16 protein-coding genes are annotated in these 16,810 nt (G+C 58.5%); all 16 read right to left on the bottom strand.

From position 1 onward, the window contains the following. Positions 1–147: 147 nt before the first annotated feature. Positions 148–675, bottom strand: coding sequence for a CocE/NonD family hydrolase C-terminal non-catalytic domain-containing protein (locus BM177_RS18380; RefSeq protein WP_091686594.1), 528 nt, complete (start codon positions 673–675; stop codon positions 148–150). 26 nt (positions 676–701) lie between these two features. Further along, positions 702–1,076, bottom strand: coding sequence for an MliC family protein (locus BM177_RS18375; protein WP_091686592.1), 375 nt, complete (start codon positions 1,074–1,076; stop codon positions 702–704). A 104-nt stretch (positions 1,077–1,180) separates the two neighbouring features. Beyond that, the gene (locus tag BM177_RS18370) at positions 1,181–1,456 is read right to left on the bottom strand and encodes a hypothetical protein (RefSeq protein WP_091686590.1); all 276 of its coding nucleotides are present in this window, start codon (positions 1,454–1,456) and stop codon (positions 1,181–1,183) included. Positions 1,457–1,529: 73 nt separating this feature from the next. Next, on the bottom strand, positions 1,530–2,123 hold the full coding sequence (locus BM177_RS18365; protein ID WP_091686599.1) for a tautomerase family protein: 594 nt from the start codon (positions 2,121–2,123) through the stop codon (positions 1,530–1,532). Positions 2,124–2,155: 32 nt separating this feature from the next. Then, entirely contained in the window at positions 2,156–2,959 is an 804-nt protein-coding gene (locus BM177_RS18360) for a pirin family protein (RefSeq protein ID WP_091686587.1), read from the bottom strand. A 26-nt stretch (positions 2,960–2,985) separates the two neighbouring features. Then, complete coding sequence (locus BM177_RS18355; protein WP_091686597.1) at positions 2,986–3,201, bottom strand: rubredoxin; 216 nt, start codon at positions 3,199–3,201, stop codon at positions 2,986–2,988. Between the two features lie 650 nt (positions 3,202–3,851). Continuing rightward, on the bottom strand, positions 3,852–4,505 hold the full coding sequence (locus BM177_RS18350) for a histidine phosphatase family protein (protein ID WP_091686584.1): 654 nt from the start codon (positions 4,503–4,505) through the stop codon (positions 3,852–3,854). Positions 4,506–4,575: 70 nt separating this feature from the next. Then, positions 4,576–5,028, bottom strand: coding sequence for a PTS sugar transporter subunit IIA (locus tag BM177_RS18345; RefSeq protein WP_091686582.1), 453 nt, complete (start codon positions 5,026–5,028; stop codon positions 4,576–4,578). A 792-nt stretch (positions 5,029–5,820) separates the two neighbouring features. Continuing rightward, positions 5,821–6,513: a response regulator gene (locus BM177_RS18335; RefSeq protein ID WP_091686576.1), complete on the bottom strand. Its 693-nt coding sequence runs from the start codon at positions 6,511–6,513 to the stop codon at positions 5,821–5,823. Beyond that, on the bottom strand, positions 6,510–9,203 hold the full coding sequence (locus BM177_RS18330; RefSeq protein ID WP_091686574.1) for a sensor histidine kinase: 2,694 nt from the start codon (positions 9,201–9,203) through the stop codon (positions 6,510–6,512). Before BM177_RS18330 ends, BM177_RS18335 begins: the two co-directional genes overlap by 4 nt. A gap of 114 nt (positions 9,204–9,317) precedes the next feature. After that, positions 9,318–11,027: a potassium-transporting ATPase subunit KdpA gene (gene kdpA / locus BM177_RS18325; protein ID WP_091686571.1), complete on the bottom strand. Its 1,710-nt coding sequence runs from the start codon at positions 11,025–11,027 to the stop codon at positions 9,318–9,320. A 279-nt stretch (positions 11,028–11,306) separates the two neighbouring features. Then, entirely contained in the window at positions 11,307–11,906 is a 600-nt protein-coding gene (gene kdpC, locus BM177_RS18320; RefSeq protein ID WP_091686566.1) for a potassium-transporting ATPase subunit KdpC, read from the bottom strand. A gap of 10 nt (positions 11,907–11,916) precedes the next feature. Then, complete coding sequence (kdpB, locus tag BM177_RS18315) at positions 11,917–13,977, bottom strand: potassium-transporting ATPase subunit KdpB (protein WP_091686564.1); 2,061 nt, start codon at positions 13,975–13,977, stop codon at positions 11,917–11,919. 14 nt (positions 13,978–13,991) lie between these two features. Continuing rightward, a complete protein-coding gene (gene kdpA / locus BM177_RS18310; RefSeq protein WP_091686562.1) occupies positions 13,992–15,701 on the bottom strand; it encodes a potassium-transporting ATPase subunit KdpA in 1,710 nt (569 codons plus the stop codon). 34 nt (positions 15,702–15,735) lie between these two features. Next, on the bottom strand, positions 15,736–15,858 hold the full coding sequence (gene kdpF / locus BM177_RS18305; RefSeq protein WP_091686560.1) for a K(+)-transporting ATPase subunit F: 123 nt from the start codon (positions 15,856–15,858) through the stop codon (positions 15,736–15,738). Between the two features lie 322 nt (positions 15,859–16,180). Then, positions 16,181–16,810 (bottom strand): ribose-phosphate diphosphokinase (gene prs / locus BM177_RS18300; protein ID WP_091686558.1); only part of this gene is annotated, 630 nt, incomplete at its 5' end.

Genomic DNA, 16,810 nt, shown 5'->3' with positions numbered 1-16,810 from the left:
CGAATATCTTTCACAAGCTGTTCTGCCGGGGCTTTCGCCGGCACGGATTTCTGTCTCATCTGCGCTCCTGAATGGGCTAAGATGAACCAGAAATCTCCCTTCAGAAAATACCCCGATTTGTCTCATGGGCGCTGACGCCGGACATGTTCATTCTGACGACCTCATGCTTGAATTTGCGACCGTGAGCTCGAGAAAACTGTCCGGTCCGTAATGCAGCGTGTTCCGGGAGAAATAGGGCGGAACCTGCATGTCGGATTGTGGGTGGCCGTGGCTGACGTCGCTGCGCAGCAAATCGGTGCGGCTACCAATATCGAGCCGCAGACGCTCGCCCGGCCTCAGCACGACGGGCTGGGGCGTCAAGCTGAAACTCAGCGCAACGGCGACGCCCGGCGTCAGTGGTTCGGGCGCATCGATGTCAATGCCGATCTCGGTTGCGGTGGATCGCGCCGCGTCGATCCGGCGGCAGGCCGGACGGATCGAACCCATCGACAGGATTTCATAGGTCCCGTCGCGCGCGACGCGCCCCGTTCGGGCGATCACATGGGAAATCGCCTTCTCCGCCGCCAGCATCGCGTTCTGGCAATCGAAGGAGGCCGCGCTCGCTCCCAAAAAGGCCGGAAACTCCGCCGTCGAAAGAGCCAACAGCCCAGCCGTTTTAACTGGTGGTTTCGCCATGCCGATCTCCCGACGCCTTCACAACCTCATTTCGTCGAACAGGTTTCGCTGTCGCCATCGCGGGTCAACGTCGCGTTCTTTCCCTTGATCCAGAATTCGACGCCCTCGTCGGCATAGCGTCCCCCATCGGCGGACATCGCTTGCGGCAGGGTGATGGTCTCTCCGGTTTCAAAAGTTAGCGCGACAGTTCCCGTCTCCATGCTCGGCGGGGAGAACCGGGCGGTCAATTTCGCGCCGCCGCTGCACGCGTAACGCGCTTCGGTCGCATGAACCTGGCTGGCAAAGGCCAGGATCGCGGCGGCGCCCGCGAGGCAGGCTCGTTTCGAGTATACGGCCGACGCACTAGCGGAGTGAGGCAAGACCGGGCGGAGGCTGTAATGGGATGAGAATATTCCACTCATGTAGTCATTCCTTGTTTGTGGATCGCTCCGCGTGGCCCGCCCCCGGCTGACGCCCGGCCGCGCAACAACACGGCGTCATCCACCCAGCGTCGAAGCCTCGACATTCAATCGCCGAAGTGCTGGGCGGCGTAATCGATCCCGGCTTGCACCTCGCCCATCGCCTGTTCGATGAGGCCTACGGCGATCGCCTTGTGACCACCCTTGTCGGGCGTGGCCTGGCGCAGCGAATAAAGAGCGCCCTGAAGCTGGTTCAGCGCCCGCTCCATATTGCCCTGGTAAGCGAAGGCGTCGCCGGCTGGGGCCGCGAGCAAAGCCGCCCCTCCGGCGCCGGCCGCGGCCAAGTGGAGGAAATTGCGGCGGGAAGCTTGGTCCATCGTCATTGTTCCATTCCTTACTTTCATGCGTGAAGTTTTTGGAGAGCTGGCGGCAAGCCGGCTCCCGGGGAGAATGCAATCAAGAGCCCGACGCGGCTACGGGCGGCGCATTCGGCGACGGTTCGAGCGGCGTCAGCGACGGGAACAGGCCGCCCGCGTCCTTCGGAAAGCCAGCGGCAGCCATGGCGCGAGCCTTGGCCTCGAAATAGGAGCGCGACCAACGCAGCCGTTCGCCCTGTTTCGACTGGCCGACCGATTCGGCGATGCTTTCGAGGCTGATCGGATGGCCGGCATTGCCCCAATTGCCCTCGGTCACCTCGTCAATGACCGTGAGGATGCTGCCGCCCGCGCCGCTGCCGGCGACCTCGGCGATGGCGGCGGCGACCCAAGCGTGGACCTCATTCTTGTGGGCGATATTCATATAGCCTTCGGGAATGGCGATATGAACCAGGAACTTGCCGGGCGGCGACACATATTCGTCCCCAGCGCTGCCGCCGATCCACCAGTCGTCCTCGGCGAAGGCGGTGAAGAACACCCAGGCGAAGCCGCGGCCGCCCGGGGTGTTGGCGCCGCCCTCCATCTGGATCAGGACATCGGTGAGCTTTTGGGCGAGCACCGCCTTGGCCTCCTTGTCGAGACTGCCGGCGGCGTAGCGAACATCCATGATGGGCATGAGCGGGCTCCTCTGCGCTTTCCATTTGATCTTCAAGAAGCTTCGGCCTGTTCCTTTTCCCAGGCGCGAACGCGGTCGTCGTCGATAATCGCGGTTTCCACGATAAAGACGTCGGTGGCGTCGGCGGCTTCGAATTCCAGCGTTTTTACGCCCGACGCGCCGAGGCTGTCGCGGCGCCCGAGAGTCGCATCGCCGCAGGTCAGCGTCCCATCGACAACAAAGAGATAGAGGCCATGTTCGGCCGAGCGCGGCGCATAGGCGAAAGCCCCTTTGCGATCGGTCACGAGGCGTGAGACGCGCAGGTCCTGCGGAAACGGCAGGGCGCCGTCGGCGTCGCCGACCAGCTGGATTATCTGGTTCCGGCGCGTTCGCAGGTCGAAATGGCCGCGATGGTAGGAGGGCGGCAGATAGAGCTGGCTCGGCAGAACCCAGAGATAGATTGCGTTCATGTCTTCGGGGCTGATGCTCAGTTCGCAATGCTTGCCGCCCGAGCCCGCCGAGAAGACATAATAGTCGCCCTGGCGCAGCCGGTCGACCGTGCCTTCGCCGGCGGTGTTGATATGGGTCAGTTCGCCTTCGAGCACGAAGGCGCAGATCACGAAATTATGGTGCGGATGCATATTGTAGCCGCAGCCGGCGCCGTGAAAGGTCTCGTCGCCGAAGACGCGGATCGGGCCGAAGCCTGGACGGCCTGCCTGATATTGATGGAAATTGAAGCTGGACTCGCGGGTGATGAAGGCACCCGGATGTCCGGCGACATAGGATGACGTCGGGCCGTCAGAGCTGATGACGTCATGGCCGCGCTCATTGGCGCGAAGAACGAAAGTCGGGTTCATGGTTTTGCTCGTGAGTTGGGGGCCGGTCAGGCGGTCTGCGCGAGTTGCGGGCCGCCGGGAGCATAGCCGATGACGACCATTTCGAATTGCGCTTTGGGCGTGCCGCAATCGGGACAAACCCAGTCCTCGGGCAAATCGGCCCAGCGGGTTCCGGGCGCGACGCCGTGCTCCGGCAGGCCGAGGGCTTCGTCGTAGGAAAATCCGCAGCCGAGGCAGATCCAGCGTTTCAGAGGTTCTGACATTTTGATCTCCCACACGATGGCAACGCGCCAAGTTAATGTAATTCCTTTTACATTTCACTCCTGGCGAGTCCTGAAAGCCGACCGCGCCGGCGAACGATTGATGCATCGCGTCGAATTCCCTGAACAAGCGTTAGATGGACGACGCGAGCTCCGCATCGTCAGAACTGGTGACGCGTGGGGGCTCGAGCAGATGGTAGAGGTCAAACGTTCAGTCTCGAAGTGCTCGACGAGGTGATTTGATCGGTTGGGCGCCCAGCGAATTGATCAGCTGTTTTCGACGTGAAAAAATAGAGCCAGCATAAGGGGGCGATCGCAATGGATGCTGCATTTCTCGACCTCACCTTCCCGACAACTGAGACCGGTCGACGAAAGACAGTCGAAGATGACGCCGCCCTGATCCGAAAACTTCGGGAAATCGTCGGCTCATCGCACGTCTTGACCAGCCCCAAGGCGACACGTCGCTTCCGCACAGGCATTCGGTTCGGCAGCGGCGCAGTCGTGGTGAGCCGCCCCCAAGTTTTATCCGCGCGTGAGTTCGCTCCGGCGGTTGGCCGGCCGAGCCGCTGCGCTGGTCTCGTCCAGCCAGCTGCGCGCCCTTGCAGCGTGCTCCGGGATGCGAGGCGTAGGGACTGGGATGATCCTCCGGCCGTTCATGCTTGGCGAATGTGACGCGGGCCTTCGTTCCACAACTTTATAACACGCACTTTAGGATCCCTAACTTTGTGGCCCAAGATGCTAATCGACGCGGGATCAAGAGCAAAATGTTGGCCTAAAGTCACGTTTAAGCCGATCCAGCGAGTTGCTAGCACGCATCCGAAATGTCCATGCGAAAAGAGCGCAACATTTCCTTCCAGCCCTAAACATTTTGCGATCAGACTATCGGCGCGATCTGAAATCTGCATCGGAGTCTCGCCGCCGGGACACCCGTCCCGAAACACATTCCAGTTCGGCCGTTCCCTCCGAATGTCTACGGAGCGCTTACCTTCATAGTCACCGTAATCCCACTCAGCCAGACCCGGTTCGACGATGGCCGTTTGCTCGAATCCCGCCAACTCGCACGTACTGCGTGCACGAAGCCGTGGACTCGTCAACACAGACGAAAAACTGACTTCCCTGAGCCTTGGCTCAAGCTCTCGCGCCTGTGCCTCACCTTGCTCGGTCAACGGAACGTCGGTCACTCCGGTATGCTGGCCCGCGAGCGACCATGAAGTCTCACCGTGTCGTATAAGGTAGAGCTGCAGGCTCTTACGATTCGAAGGTATCAAGTTTCCACTCGTTTCAATGCGCGGACGGACGTTCCGCATAGCCACTTTCTGGAGAACTGTCTCTATTTACTCTCAACGATTTTATTCATTGCAATTGTGCGTACTTGAATCAATTTTTACGACCACGAAGCACGCTGCAAAGAGCGGCGGCGCTGGTCGCATTGCGCAGTCCCTGCGCGAACTCCTGATCGCGAAGCCGCCTTGATATAGCGGCGAGGGCGCCAAGGTGCTCGCTTCCAATATTCGTCGGACTCAGGAGAAGAAATATCAGATCAACGGGATTGTCGTCTATAGATCCATAATCAATCGGGCGCTGGAGACTCATAAACAAGCAGAAAGGCTTGTCGAGCCCTTCAACGCGCGCATGAGGCAAGGCGAAACCTCCACCAAGACCAGTTGAGCCCAATTCCTCGCGGGTCTGAAGAGCGTTCAAAATTGCGCTCTTATCGATGTCTAAGCAATTCGCCGCACGTGACGCCAAATTCCTCAGTAGCTGTTCCTTATTGGGAAACCGAGCGCTAAAAACGACCCGGCTGGGATCGATGAGATCGAGAAAATCCATCTTAGTGCCTCACGAAAGGTTTCTGACTGTTCCGACTGTTTTCGCGAAGTGGAACCCGACCACATTTCTCCGAGAGCATGTGAAAGCGCCCTTCTCAAAAGCTTTCAAACTACATCCAGCGAATTAGCAAAAGAGCCTATATATATATTGTTTATTTTCGAGACCACATTCTAGGATTGCCTGTTTATGTCAAATTAGGGCAGTCTGTGAGTGGCTAGTTCGATTTTAGTCCACGCGGCCGACACAGAAATTAAACCCGATAGTGAATTCTCAGTCTGGAAATTACTCCAATGGTAAGCCTATCCGCTTCTAACTTACAAACGGTCGTATCAAAGTCTCGGGGTTCGCTCGTCTGTTTTTTTGATCGTATCGTTCCTTCTCGCTTGCGCCTTTTTCAAAAGCTGGTCGCGTCCTTCAAAGCTGCCTTTGACTTGGCTTCGGATCCGCCGCCGTGCTTTTACTTGGAAGGCAGCCCCCTGCTCGACGAGCCGTTCTATATCTCTCTGCAGGAAATTGGAAATGTGTGTCTGCTAAACGGCGTCAAATTTCAAGATGACGAAAATCTCGGACGCCAAATTTCCATTGAAGATCGAGAGGGGTTGAATGCCGCCGTGATGACGCACATCTCGTGGAGCGGCTATCTAGCAAACCTCGATTCAATCACTAGGTGGAGGCCTTATTGGATCAGAGGACGGGTTGAGTCCAGTTCTTGATCTTGTCGAGTGAGTCCCGGCGCCGTTAACATGATCTTCGCAGGGCGCAGTGACTTCTTTAATGTAGCTCATTTTGTATTCATTGGCTGCCATCAGCGAAACGATAACCCATGCCAGTTTCGGTCACGATGATACGAGGCGTCGAAGGATCCTCTTCGATTTTTGCGCGGAGGCGACCAACGTAAACACGAAGATATTGCATATCGTCGGTATTTGCGGGCCCCCACACGGAAGTCAGGATTTGCTGATGGGTGATAAGACGGCCTGGATGCCTCGCGAGAAGCGCTAGAATATCGTATTCTTTGCGTGTTAGCTTGAGGGTGACGCCGTCCTTGATAACAGATTGTTTAGTTAAATCTATAAGGAGTCCATTCGTCTTTATCTGTGTCCGTTCAGGAGCATCGGTGGCCGCATGGCGCAACGCGGTCCGCAACCTGGCCGTGAGTTCTCCGATCCCAAACGGCTTTTCCACATAGTCGTCCGCGCCCGCGTCAAACGCCAGGATTTTCTCCGACTCTTGGTCGCGAGCTGACAAAATGATGATTGGAACTTTTGAAAATTCGCGAGCGTGTCGCAATACGTCCTTACCGTCCATGTCCGGGAGCCCAAGATCCAACACAACGATGTCGGGAGCTGTGGTGGCGATGAGCCGCAAAGCGTCGCGGCCGGTTTCCGCGCTTTGCACCTCGTAGCCGCAGGCCGTCAGCGCAGGACGTAAAAACCGATGAATTTGCGGCTCATCGTCGACGACGAGAACGCGATTGCCGCTCATTTTGCGACGCCTCCAGCCGCTTGTTCGGGAATAGGGAAGCGCAGCACGATACGCGTCCCGCGCCGTCGGATCGCTGGGCTTTGGGCGAGGATCGTTCCACCCATTGCTTCAATGAGGCCGCGGCAAATGGACAGGCCAAGCCCGGTTCCGGCCTTGCGCCCGTCTGGCCGGCCTCCCCGATAGAACTTTTCGAAGATGCGTTCGAGATCGGCGGGTTTTATACCGGGTCCCTCGTCCGTCACCGAGACGACTATGTCCGCTCCGTCTCGCCTGGCGTGAATGATGGCGTTTGAGTCGTCACCGTATTTGTGGGCGTTGTCGAGGAGATTAAAGAGCACCTGCCCGAGGAGATTGGCGTCGCCGCGGATAAGCGGCAAATCTCGCGCGATGCTGATAGTAATCGCCTGTTTTGGAAACGCTTTCTTGCATCTCTCGACGGCGCTGCGCGCGATTTCAGCGATATCGACCAATTCACGGCGGGGCGCAAGGGCTCCCGATTCGATCCGCGACATGTCCAGCAGATTGGCGACAAAGCGACTCAGCCGCGCCGCCTCTTCTTCAATGGAGACCAGAAGGTCGCGCCGATCCGGCGGCGGGATTTTTTCACCCAGTTGAAGCAAGCTGGTGACGGCGCCGGTGATTGACGCAAGAGGTGTTCGAAGATCATGGGAAAGCGACGCAAGGAGCATTGTGCGCAGCTTTTCATTTTCCTCAAGCGCCGCCGCCTTGACCGAATCGCTGACCAGCAGCGATCGATCAATCGCGATCGCGGTCTGTTCGAGAATAGAGGTCAGCATCCCCTCATCCTGCGGCGAGAGCGGCTCGTTAGCGATTTTCGGTTCGATCCCGCACACGCCGACGACGCCGCGGGGCGTGACCATCGGCCGAAACTGAAATCGCACATTTGGCAGCGTTCCCGTTCTCCATCCCGCCGGCTCGGACTTCTCCAGCGTCCAACGGGCGGCTCCTGCCTCCCCCGCGTCCAATAGGTCCACCGGAGGCCATGCGGCATAGATGTTTAGTTCTCCATCATTAGGCCGAAGCAGCACGATGCACTTCGCCTGGAGGGCTTTTTGCGCATGCACGGCGGCGGCCCAAAGCACGTCGTCGAGCTTGGCGGCTCCTGACAGCTTGCGGGAGAAGTCGAACATCGACTGCGCCGCTTGCATACGGGCGCCCATCGCAAGCGTTTGCTTACGAAGCCTGCTCGCCAGCATCGCGGTGACGAATGCGACGGCAAGAAAAACGATCAGCGAGAAAAATTCGTGCGGCTGTGAAATTGTAAACTCATAGCGAGGATCGACGAAAAAGAAATCAAACGCCAGAAATGAGAGAATAGAAGCTGCCGTCGCCGGATAAATACCAAATCTCACCGCGCAGAAGATGACTGGAATGAGGAAGATCATCGATAAATTCGGCAGGCGCAGCCACGAGTCCAGAAAATGCGCCGCGCCGACGGTGACACCGACGGACAGCGCCGAAGCGCTCATGCCGATCGCTAGTTTCGCTCGAGACAGGCGCGGCCACGGGCGCTGTGCGACAACTTGCGGCGCCGGCGATTCAGTAACCACATAGACGGCTATGTCGTTGGACCGCCGCACAATTTCTTCGTTGAGGGACCAGCGTAAGATTCGGTTGATAAAACCCGCGCGCGAGCGTCCCACTACGATTTGAGTAATATTTTCCTGCCGCGCAAATTGCAGAACTTCTCCGGCAAGATCGTACCCGGACCGCCGCTCCGCCTCGCCGCCGAGCCGTTCCGCGAGCGCGAGGGCGTCATCGACGAGCTTTGCACGCTCGGGATTGATTTCCTCTTGGCCTCGAGGCTCGACATGAAGCGCGATCCATGGGGCGTTGAGACCGGTTGCGAGCCGTGCGGCGGCCCGCACCAAGAGTTCCGCCGATGCGACGCCGCCAACGCAAACCAGCAGGCGTTCCGAAGTCGCCCAAGGACCTTCGATGGCGTTCTGACGCAGATAGTCGACCATTTGATCGTCGACGCGATCGGCGGTCCGCCGCAGTGCGAGTTCGCGCAGGGCGGTGAGGTTTCCAGGGGTAAAAAAGTTCTGCGTTGCGCGCTTGGCGGTCTCCGGGACGTAGACCTTCCCTTCCTTCAACCTCTGCAGAAGTTCATCCGGCGTGATGTCGACAAGAATGACGTCCGAAGCCTCCTGGAATACCAAGTCGGGCACAGTTTCCCGCACAAGAACCCCGGTAATGCGTGAAACGACGTCCGCTAAACTCTCAAGATGCTGGATATTGAGCGCCGTCCAGACGTCGATCCCGGCGCCGAGGAGCTCTTCGACATCCTGCCAGCGTTTGGGATGCCGGCTGTCAGGCGCGTTCGTGTGTGCAAGTTCATCGACGACAATGAGCTTGGGGCGGCGCGCCAATGCGGCGTCTATGTCAAATTCCTCAATGGTGCGACCTCGATACTCAATTTTGCGGCGCGGGAGAATTTCTAGCCCTTCCGTCAACGCTTCGGTTTCATCCCGTCCGTGCGTTTCGACGAGACCGATCACCACGTCGACGCCATCATTCTTGAGCGCGCGCGCCTTCGACAGCATGGCGAAGGTCTTGCCAACCCCCGGAGCGGCCCCAAGAAAGACGCGCAATTTTCCGCGTGACTCATTGTCCGTCAGCGCCAGCAGCGCGTCTGGATCAGGGCGGCGATCCGAGTGCTTGTCCATTTGCGCCACGTCGCGGGTTCTCTTAGGGGACGGAATTCGACAAAGCTTATGCATCCCTTTGCACTTGAATGAAGCGGACGCGGTGCGCCTTTTTCTACAAGAATATGGTTCAAATCAAAATGTTCGGCCAGCCTCCATGAGCACATGTTCGGCTAGCGGTCCAAGGGTAACAACGGGGAAGAATTGAAGCAACGTGACGATAAGCGCGACGCCAAGAAGAAGGGAAATGAAAAGCAACCCATGCGTTGGGAATGTTCCCGCCGAAGGTCGAGCCTTTTTCTTCTTAGCGAGCGAGCCGGCGATGGCCATAATGGGGATGACGCTAGCGATGCGTCCCAAAAGCATGACGATGCCGGTCGTAGTGTTAAACCAAGGCGTGTTTGCTGAGAGCCCAGCGAACGCCGAACCATTGTCGGAAGCGGTCGAAGCGTAAGCGTAAAGAATTTCAGTAAACCCGTGTGGACCCGCATTGCCGAGACTGTCGAGAGAGATCTTTAAATTTGCCGCGATTGCCGCGAAGCCCAGCATGAGGACTGGCGTAAGGAGGAGGGAAAGCATCACAAACTTGATTTCTCGCGCCTCGATCTTCTTGCCTAGATATTCGGGCGTGCGCCCGACCATGAGCCCAGCCAGAAACACCGTGAGGACGGCTAGAAGCAAAATGCTGATGAGCCCCGTCCCAACACCGCCTGGGGCGATGCACCCCAATAGAAGATTGAACAAGGGTGACAAACCGCCGATTGGCGTCATCGAATCAAATGTCGCGTTGGCGGCGCCAGTTCCGGTCCCGGTCGTCGCGACCGCAAACAGCGCGGCGCTTGCCTGACCGAAGCGCACGTCCTTACCTTCTAGATTCCCAGCCGAGGACTCGACCCCAAGCGCCGTCAACAAGGGGTTTCCGTTGGCTTCCGCCCGGTACAAAATCGTCAAACTGATAAGAAAAATGAAGGCCATAACGGTGAGTAAGCTGCGTCCTTCGCGCGCGTCGCCCACCATCCGGCCAAAGGCGAAAACGAACGCGACAGGCAGAACGAGCTGGCTCCAACACTCAAGCAGGTTCGACCAAGCGTTCGGGTTTTCAAAAGGATGAGCCGAATTGGCGTCGAAAAATCCGCCGCCGTTGGTTCCAAGGAGCTTGATGGCCTCTTGACTCGCCACCGGACCGATAGCGATCGTCTGCCGCGCGCCTTCAAGAGTTGTCGCCGCGAACGATCCGTGCAAGGTCTGAGGAATACCGAGCGAAATGAAAATGAGCGCGAGCAGAATCGAAAACGGCAACAGCACGTAAAGCGTCGCCCGGGTCATATCGACCCAAAAATTGCCGATCGTATCGGTTTCGCTGCGTGTCAAGCCGCGCGTCAGTCCGAGCGCCAAGGCCATGGCTATTGCGGTGTCTAGAAAGTTATTGGTGGTGAGACCGGCCATTTGTGTAAAATGGCTCATTGTCGTCTCGCCGGCATAGGCTTGCCAATTGGCGTTGGTGATGAAGCTGATCGCCGTGTTGAAGGCGAGATCGGGCGCTATTGCGTCACGCCCGTCCGGATTGAACGGCAGAACGTTTTGAAATCTTTGAAGCGCATAGAGCGTTAGAAAACATACGGCTGAAAAAACCACCATGGACAAAGCATAACACAGCCAGCTTTGCTCTTTTCGAGGGTCGACGCCAGACAATCGATAAAAGACGCGCTCGAGCGGACCGGCGATAGGTGAAAGGAAGCTGCGCTGGCCGTCAAAGACTTTGGCGATAAAGGCGCCCAAGGGCCAAGCCGCCCCCACGACCAGCGCCAGCACCAAAAATATTTCGATCCAACCTCCGAAAGTCATCAATCAGCCATCTCGTCTTGATCAGGGCGACTGCGACGAAATCTCGCGCTGTCTCTGGATGCACTTCGCACTCTAGTATCGGGTCTCTCTGGGCCAACGATTCTCTGCGTCTTACCGCTCGGCCTTGATCGCGAGGTTTACTTTAAGAACCGTTGCATTCCGAGGTTGATGCGCAGGGTCACGATGATCGTAAATTAAATCAATTCATAATCATCGTGACCTGCTTGACCTAAAAGCGGAACGAGTTCGAAACCTGTTTCGCTCTTCCGTCGTCGCGTTCTAGCGTAGCGTGTCCAGCGCTAAATTGAGGCGCAGCACATTAACCCGCGGCTCTCCGATTATGCCCGCGAATCTGTGTTCGGTAGCGGCGTTCACGAGACCGCGCACGCGCGCCTCGCTCAGCTTGCGCGTCCTGGCGACCGTGGGAACCTGCGCTTGCGCGTTTTCCGGAGAAATATGCGGATCAAGTCCAGACGCCGACGTGGTGACGGCGTCCGCTTCGAAAGCCGGGACGCGGCCAGCCGAGAAATCCGCCTCGATCGACGCCGTCACCCGGTCAACGAGCTTCTGCGATGTCGGTCCGAGATTTGAGCCGCCTGAATTGGCGGCGTTATAGGGCGCGTCGACGGTCTTCGTGGCGTCCGCCGGATCGGGCGCGCTCGTCGCCGAGGGACGACCGTGGAAGTAACGATCAGATGTAAAGTTCTGTCCGATCAATGATGAACCGATGATCGCTCCATCTCGCTCGATTAGGCTGCCATTAGCTTTATGGGACAGCACGAGTTGAGCGATCGCTGTGATCGCCAGAGGGTAGGCGAGGCCGGTCAAGATGGTGAACAGGACGATCATCACGATCGCGGGGCGTAATTGGGCCAACATGACGGGCTCCTTAGGCGAGATGCAATGCCGAGACGGCGAGGTCGATGAGTTTGATGCCGACGAACGGAACCAGGATGCCTCCCAGGCCGTAGATCAGCAGATTGCGGCGCAAGAGAGCGGCCGCGCCGACAGGGCGGTACGCGACGCCCTTCAACGCCAGCGGGATCAGGGCGATAATGATCAAGGCGTTGAAGATCACCGCGGACAAGATGGCCGACTGCGGCGAGGCGAGTTTCATGATGTTGATCGCCTCCAGCTCGGGATAGGTGACGACGAACAGCGCCGGAATGATCGCGAAATATTTGGCGACGTCATTCGCTATGGAGAACGTTGTCAGCGAGCCGCGCGTCATGAGCAATTGCTTGCCGATGGCGACAATTTCGATGAGTTTCGTCGGATCGGAATCGAGGTCGACCATATTGCCCGCCTCGCGCGCGGCCTGCGTGCCCGTTTGCATGGCGACGCCGACGTCGGCTTGCGCCAGGGCCGGCGCGTCGTTGGTGCCGTCGCCGCACATCGCAATGAGCCGACCGCCCTGCTGTTCCTTCCTGATGTAGGTCAGCTTGTCCTCGGGCGTCGCCTGCGCGATGAAATCGTCGACGCCGGCTTCGGAGGCGATCGCCGCCGCCGTGAGCGGATTGTCACCGGTCACCATGACGGTCTTGATGCCCATCGCGCGCAAAGCGGCGAACCTGTCCTTGATGTCCGGCTTAACGATGTCCTTGAGGTGCACCAGGCCGAGCAGAAAGCCATTTTCGGAGACGGCAAGCGGCGTGCCGCCGGTGCGGGAAATCCGTTCGATGGCGCGCTTGAAGTCCTCCGGCAAATGGTCCTTGGGCACGCTGGATTGGGCAAGGATGGAATCAACGGCGCCCTTGCGCAGCGAGCGGCCGGGAAGGTCGACGCCAGAAATCCGCGTATGTGCAGAGAACGGCACAATGCGCGCATCGGCGTCGTCTGCAGGAGCTGCGAGCCCGTAACGGCTTTTCGCCAGGGCGACGATCGAACGGCCTTCCGGCGTTTCGTCCGCGAGCGAGGCGAGCATCACCGCTTCCGCCAATGCATGTTCCGCGACGTTTCCGACGGGGATGAACTCATCCGCCATCCGGTTGCCGAATGTGATCGTCCCGGTCTTGTCGAGCAGAAGCGTGTCGACGTCCCCGGCCGCCTCGACCGCGCGGCCCGAGGTGGCGATCACGTTGAAGCGGATCAGGCGATCCATGCCGGCGATGCCGATCGCCGACAACAGGCCCCCGATGGTCGTCGGGATCAGGCAGACGAGCAGCGCAATCAGCACGGTGACGGACAGCATCGTCCCCGAGTAGCGGGCAAGCGGCCACAGCGTCACGCAGACGATGAGGAAGATGATGGTAAGGCCGGACAGAAGGATCGACAAGGCGAGTTCATTGGGCGTTTTCTGCCGTTCGGCGCCTTCGACGAGCGCGATCATGCGATCGATGAAAGTCGAACCGGGAGCGGCCGTGATCTTCACCTTAATCCAGTCGGATAAAACCGTGGTTCCGCCCGTCACGGCCGAGCGGTCGCCACCCGCCTCGCGAATGACGGGCGCCGACTCGCCCGTAATCGCCGACTCGTTGACGGAGGCGACGCCTTCGATGATTTCGCCGTCGCCAGGAACGAGATCCCCGGCTTCGACGAGAACAATATCGCCAAGCCTCAGATCCAACGCAGAAACCCCTTCGATGACATCCTGCATGCCGCTTCTGTTGTTCGGATCAATCAGCCGCTTCGCATGCGCGTCGCTCCGGGTCTTGCGAAGTGCGTCAGCCTGGGCTTTCCCCCGTCCCTCCGCGACGGCCTCAGCGAAATTGGCGAACAGCACAGTGAACCAGAGCCAAGCCGCGATCTGGCCCGAGAACGAAGCGACGCCGTTCTGCGTGACGACGTCGCGGATGAAGAGCAGCGTCACCACCACGGAGACCATCTCAGTGACGAAAATCACGGGGTTGCGCGCCAGCTTGCGCGGATCAAGCTTACCGAAGGCGTCGATTGCGGCGCGGCGGATAATGGCCGGATCAAAAAGCCCGGGGGTTGCGGCTTTGGTGGACATATCGATGACTCCGATCAGAAGGTTTTCCCAGCCTGCAGCAGCAAGTGCTCGACGACGGGGCCGAGGGCGAGGGCGGGAAAATATTGGAGGAGATAAAGGATGACGATCACGCCGAGCAGCAGGCCGATGAACAAAGGCCCGTGCGTCGGGAATGTGCCGGCGGATTCCGGAGATTTTTTCTTCGCCGCGAAGGAGCCGGCAAGCGCCATCACCGGCACGACATAGGCGAAGCGGCCAAGAAACATGGCAAGCCCTAGCGTCGTATTGTACCAAGGCGTGTTGCCGCTCAATCCGGCAAAGGCGGAGCCATTGTTGGCGTTGGTCGAAGCGAAGGCGTAGAGGATTTCCGACAGCCCGTGCGGACCGGAATTGCCCAGACTGTCGAGCGCCGATTTCACCAGCACGGACGCCGCCGAAAAACCGAGCACGGTCAGCGGATAGATCAGCACCGCCAGCATGGCGAGCTTCATTTCGCGGGTTTCAATCTTTTTGCCGAGATATTCCGGCGTGCGGCCAACCATGAGCCCCGCGACGAAGACCGCCACGACCGCAAGAACGAGAAAGCCGTAGAGCCCCGCGCCGACGCCGCCGGGCGAAATGCAGCCAAGCAGCATATTGAACAAGGGCACCAGGCCGCCGATGGGCGTAAACGAATCGTGCATCGAATTGACGGCGCCCGTGCTGGTCCCGGTTGTCGCCGTGGCGAAAAGCGCGCTCGACGCGACACCGAAGCGCACTTCCTTGCCTTCCATATTTCCCGGAGAAGTCTCGACGCCGATCGCGCTCAGCAAGGGATTGCCGTTGGCTTCAGCCCAGTAGGCGACCCCGACGCCGACGACAAGCACGATGCCCATGGCGATGGCGATCGCGCGTCCCTGACGAAAATCGAGGACTATTCGCCCAAAGGCGAAGACAGAGGCGAACGGCACGACGAGGAGGGCCCAATTCTCGAGCAGGTTCGAGAAGGCGTTCGGATTCTCAAAGGGGTGTGCGGAATTGGCGTTGAAAAAGCCGCCGCCATTCGTGCCGAGCTCCTTGATCGCCTCCTGGCTCGCGACGGGCCCTATGGAAATAATTTGTTTGGCGCCTTCGAGCGTCGTAGCTTCGAGCGAACCCGTCAGCGTCTGCGGACTTCCGAGCCCGACAAGAGCGAGCGCGACGACAATCGCCAAAGGGAGCAGCACATAGAGCGTTGCGCGCGTCAGATCGACCCAGAAGTTGCCGACCGTCGCCGACTGGGCGCGAGAAAATCCTCGCACCAGGGCGAAGGCCATGGCGAGGCCAGTAGCCGCGGAAACGAAATTATGAACCGTCAATCCAAGCATTTGCACGAGATGACTCATCGTCGTCTCGCCGCTGTAGTTCTGCCAGTTCGTGTTGGTGATGAAGCTCATCGACGTGTTGAAGGCGAGGTCGGCCGGGACGGGGTCAAATCCTTGCGGATTCAGGGGCAGAACACTTTGAAACCGCTGCAAGGCGTAAAGCGAAGCAAAGCCGACGATGCTGAACGCCAGCATCGAGTATGTATAGGAGAGCCAGCTTTGCTCCCGCGCCGGATCTACCCCGGAAAGCTTGTAAAAAGTCCTCTCGACGGGCGCCAGCGCCGGCGACAATAGGGTGCGCTCGCCGGATAGCACGCGCGCGATATAGCCGCCGAGCGGGATTGCGGCCGCGAGAACGGCCGCGAGAACGATGGCGATTTGCGCCAAGCCGATAATGGTCATGATGTCAGCCTCATGGAAACCCGAGGGGTTTCATTTAGAATTTCTCGGGATGCAGGAGCGTGTAGACAAGATAGACGCCGAGCAAGACGGCGACACTCAGGCCGATGATGGGTTCATACATGGCGGACCTTTCAAAGACGCTCGCAGACGCGCGCATAGGCGCTCACCACGATGAATAGAACGACGCCCAAACCGACATAAATAAGATCGGACACAATTTTCCTCCTTTTGCAGGTTGGAACGATATAGAAGAGAGCGGCATAAATTTTCTATTCGTGATTTGCGCGGACGCATAAATATTTCATAAATATTGGCGTCGTGAGGTCACTGACGCTTCCGCTTCGCATGAAGAAGAAAATCAGAAAGCTGGATCCCGATAGGCAAACTTGGGTGATTTTGCAGCACAGCTTACGCTCTCGTCAGACCTTGCGCACACACTCGGTCCTGCAATCGCGCCAATCGCTCCCGCAATCGCGGAGCTAGTCGAACAGACTAGAAACGCTTTCTTCCTTGGCGGTTCGAGCGATTGCTTCGCCTATCAAGGGCGCGATCGAAACAATGCGGATATTATTGGAAACCCGGGTCGCTTCCGTGGCTTGGATCGTGTCGGTGAGAACAAGTTCCTTGAGCCGGGAGGCGGCGATTATGGCGACTGCTCCGCCGGAAAGAACGCCGTGAGTGATGTAGGCATAGACTTCCTGGGCGTCTTCAGCCAGCAAAGCATCGACCGTGTTACACAAGGTTATTCCCGAATCGACGATATCATCGACCAAAATGCAGGTCTTGCCGGCAACATCACCGATAATATTCGTGACTTCCGAGTCGCCGTCGCGTTCGCGGCGCTTATCAGCGATAGCGAGTGGCGCGTCGATGCGTTTTGCTAAGGCGCGCGCGCGAAAGACGCCGGCGACGTCAGGGGAGACCACGATGACATTGTGAAGTTCCAGGCGCTCCTTGATGTCGCGGACCAGGGTCGGAGCTGAATAAAGATTATCCGTCGGTATATCGAAGAACCCCTGAATTTGGCCGGCATGAAGATCAACTGTAAGAACACGATCGGCGCCCGCCCTTGTAATGAGATTGGCGACGAGCTTGGCGGAAATGGGAGT

Origin of the sequence: Methylocapsa palsarum (assembly GCF_900114285.1) — a bacterium.
GTDB lineage: Bacteria > Pseudomonadota > Alphaproteobacteria > Rhizobiales > Beijerinckiaceae > Methylocapsa > Methylocapsa palsarum.
This window is presented reverse-complemented; position numbering and strand designations above follow the sequence as displayed.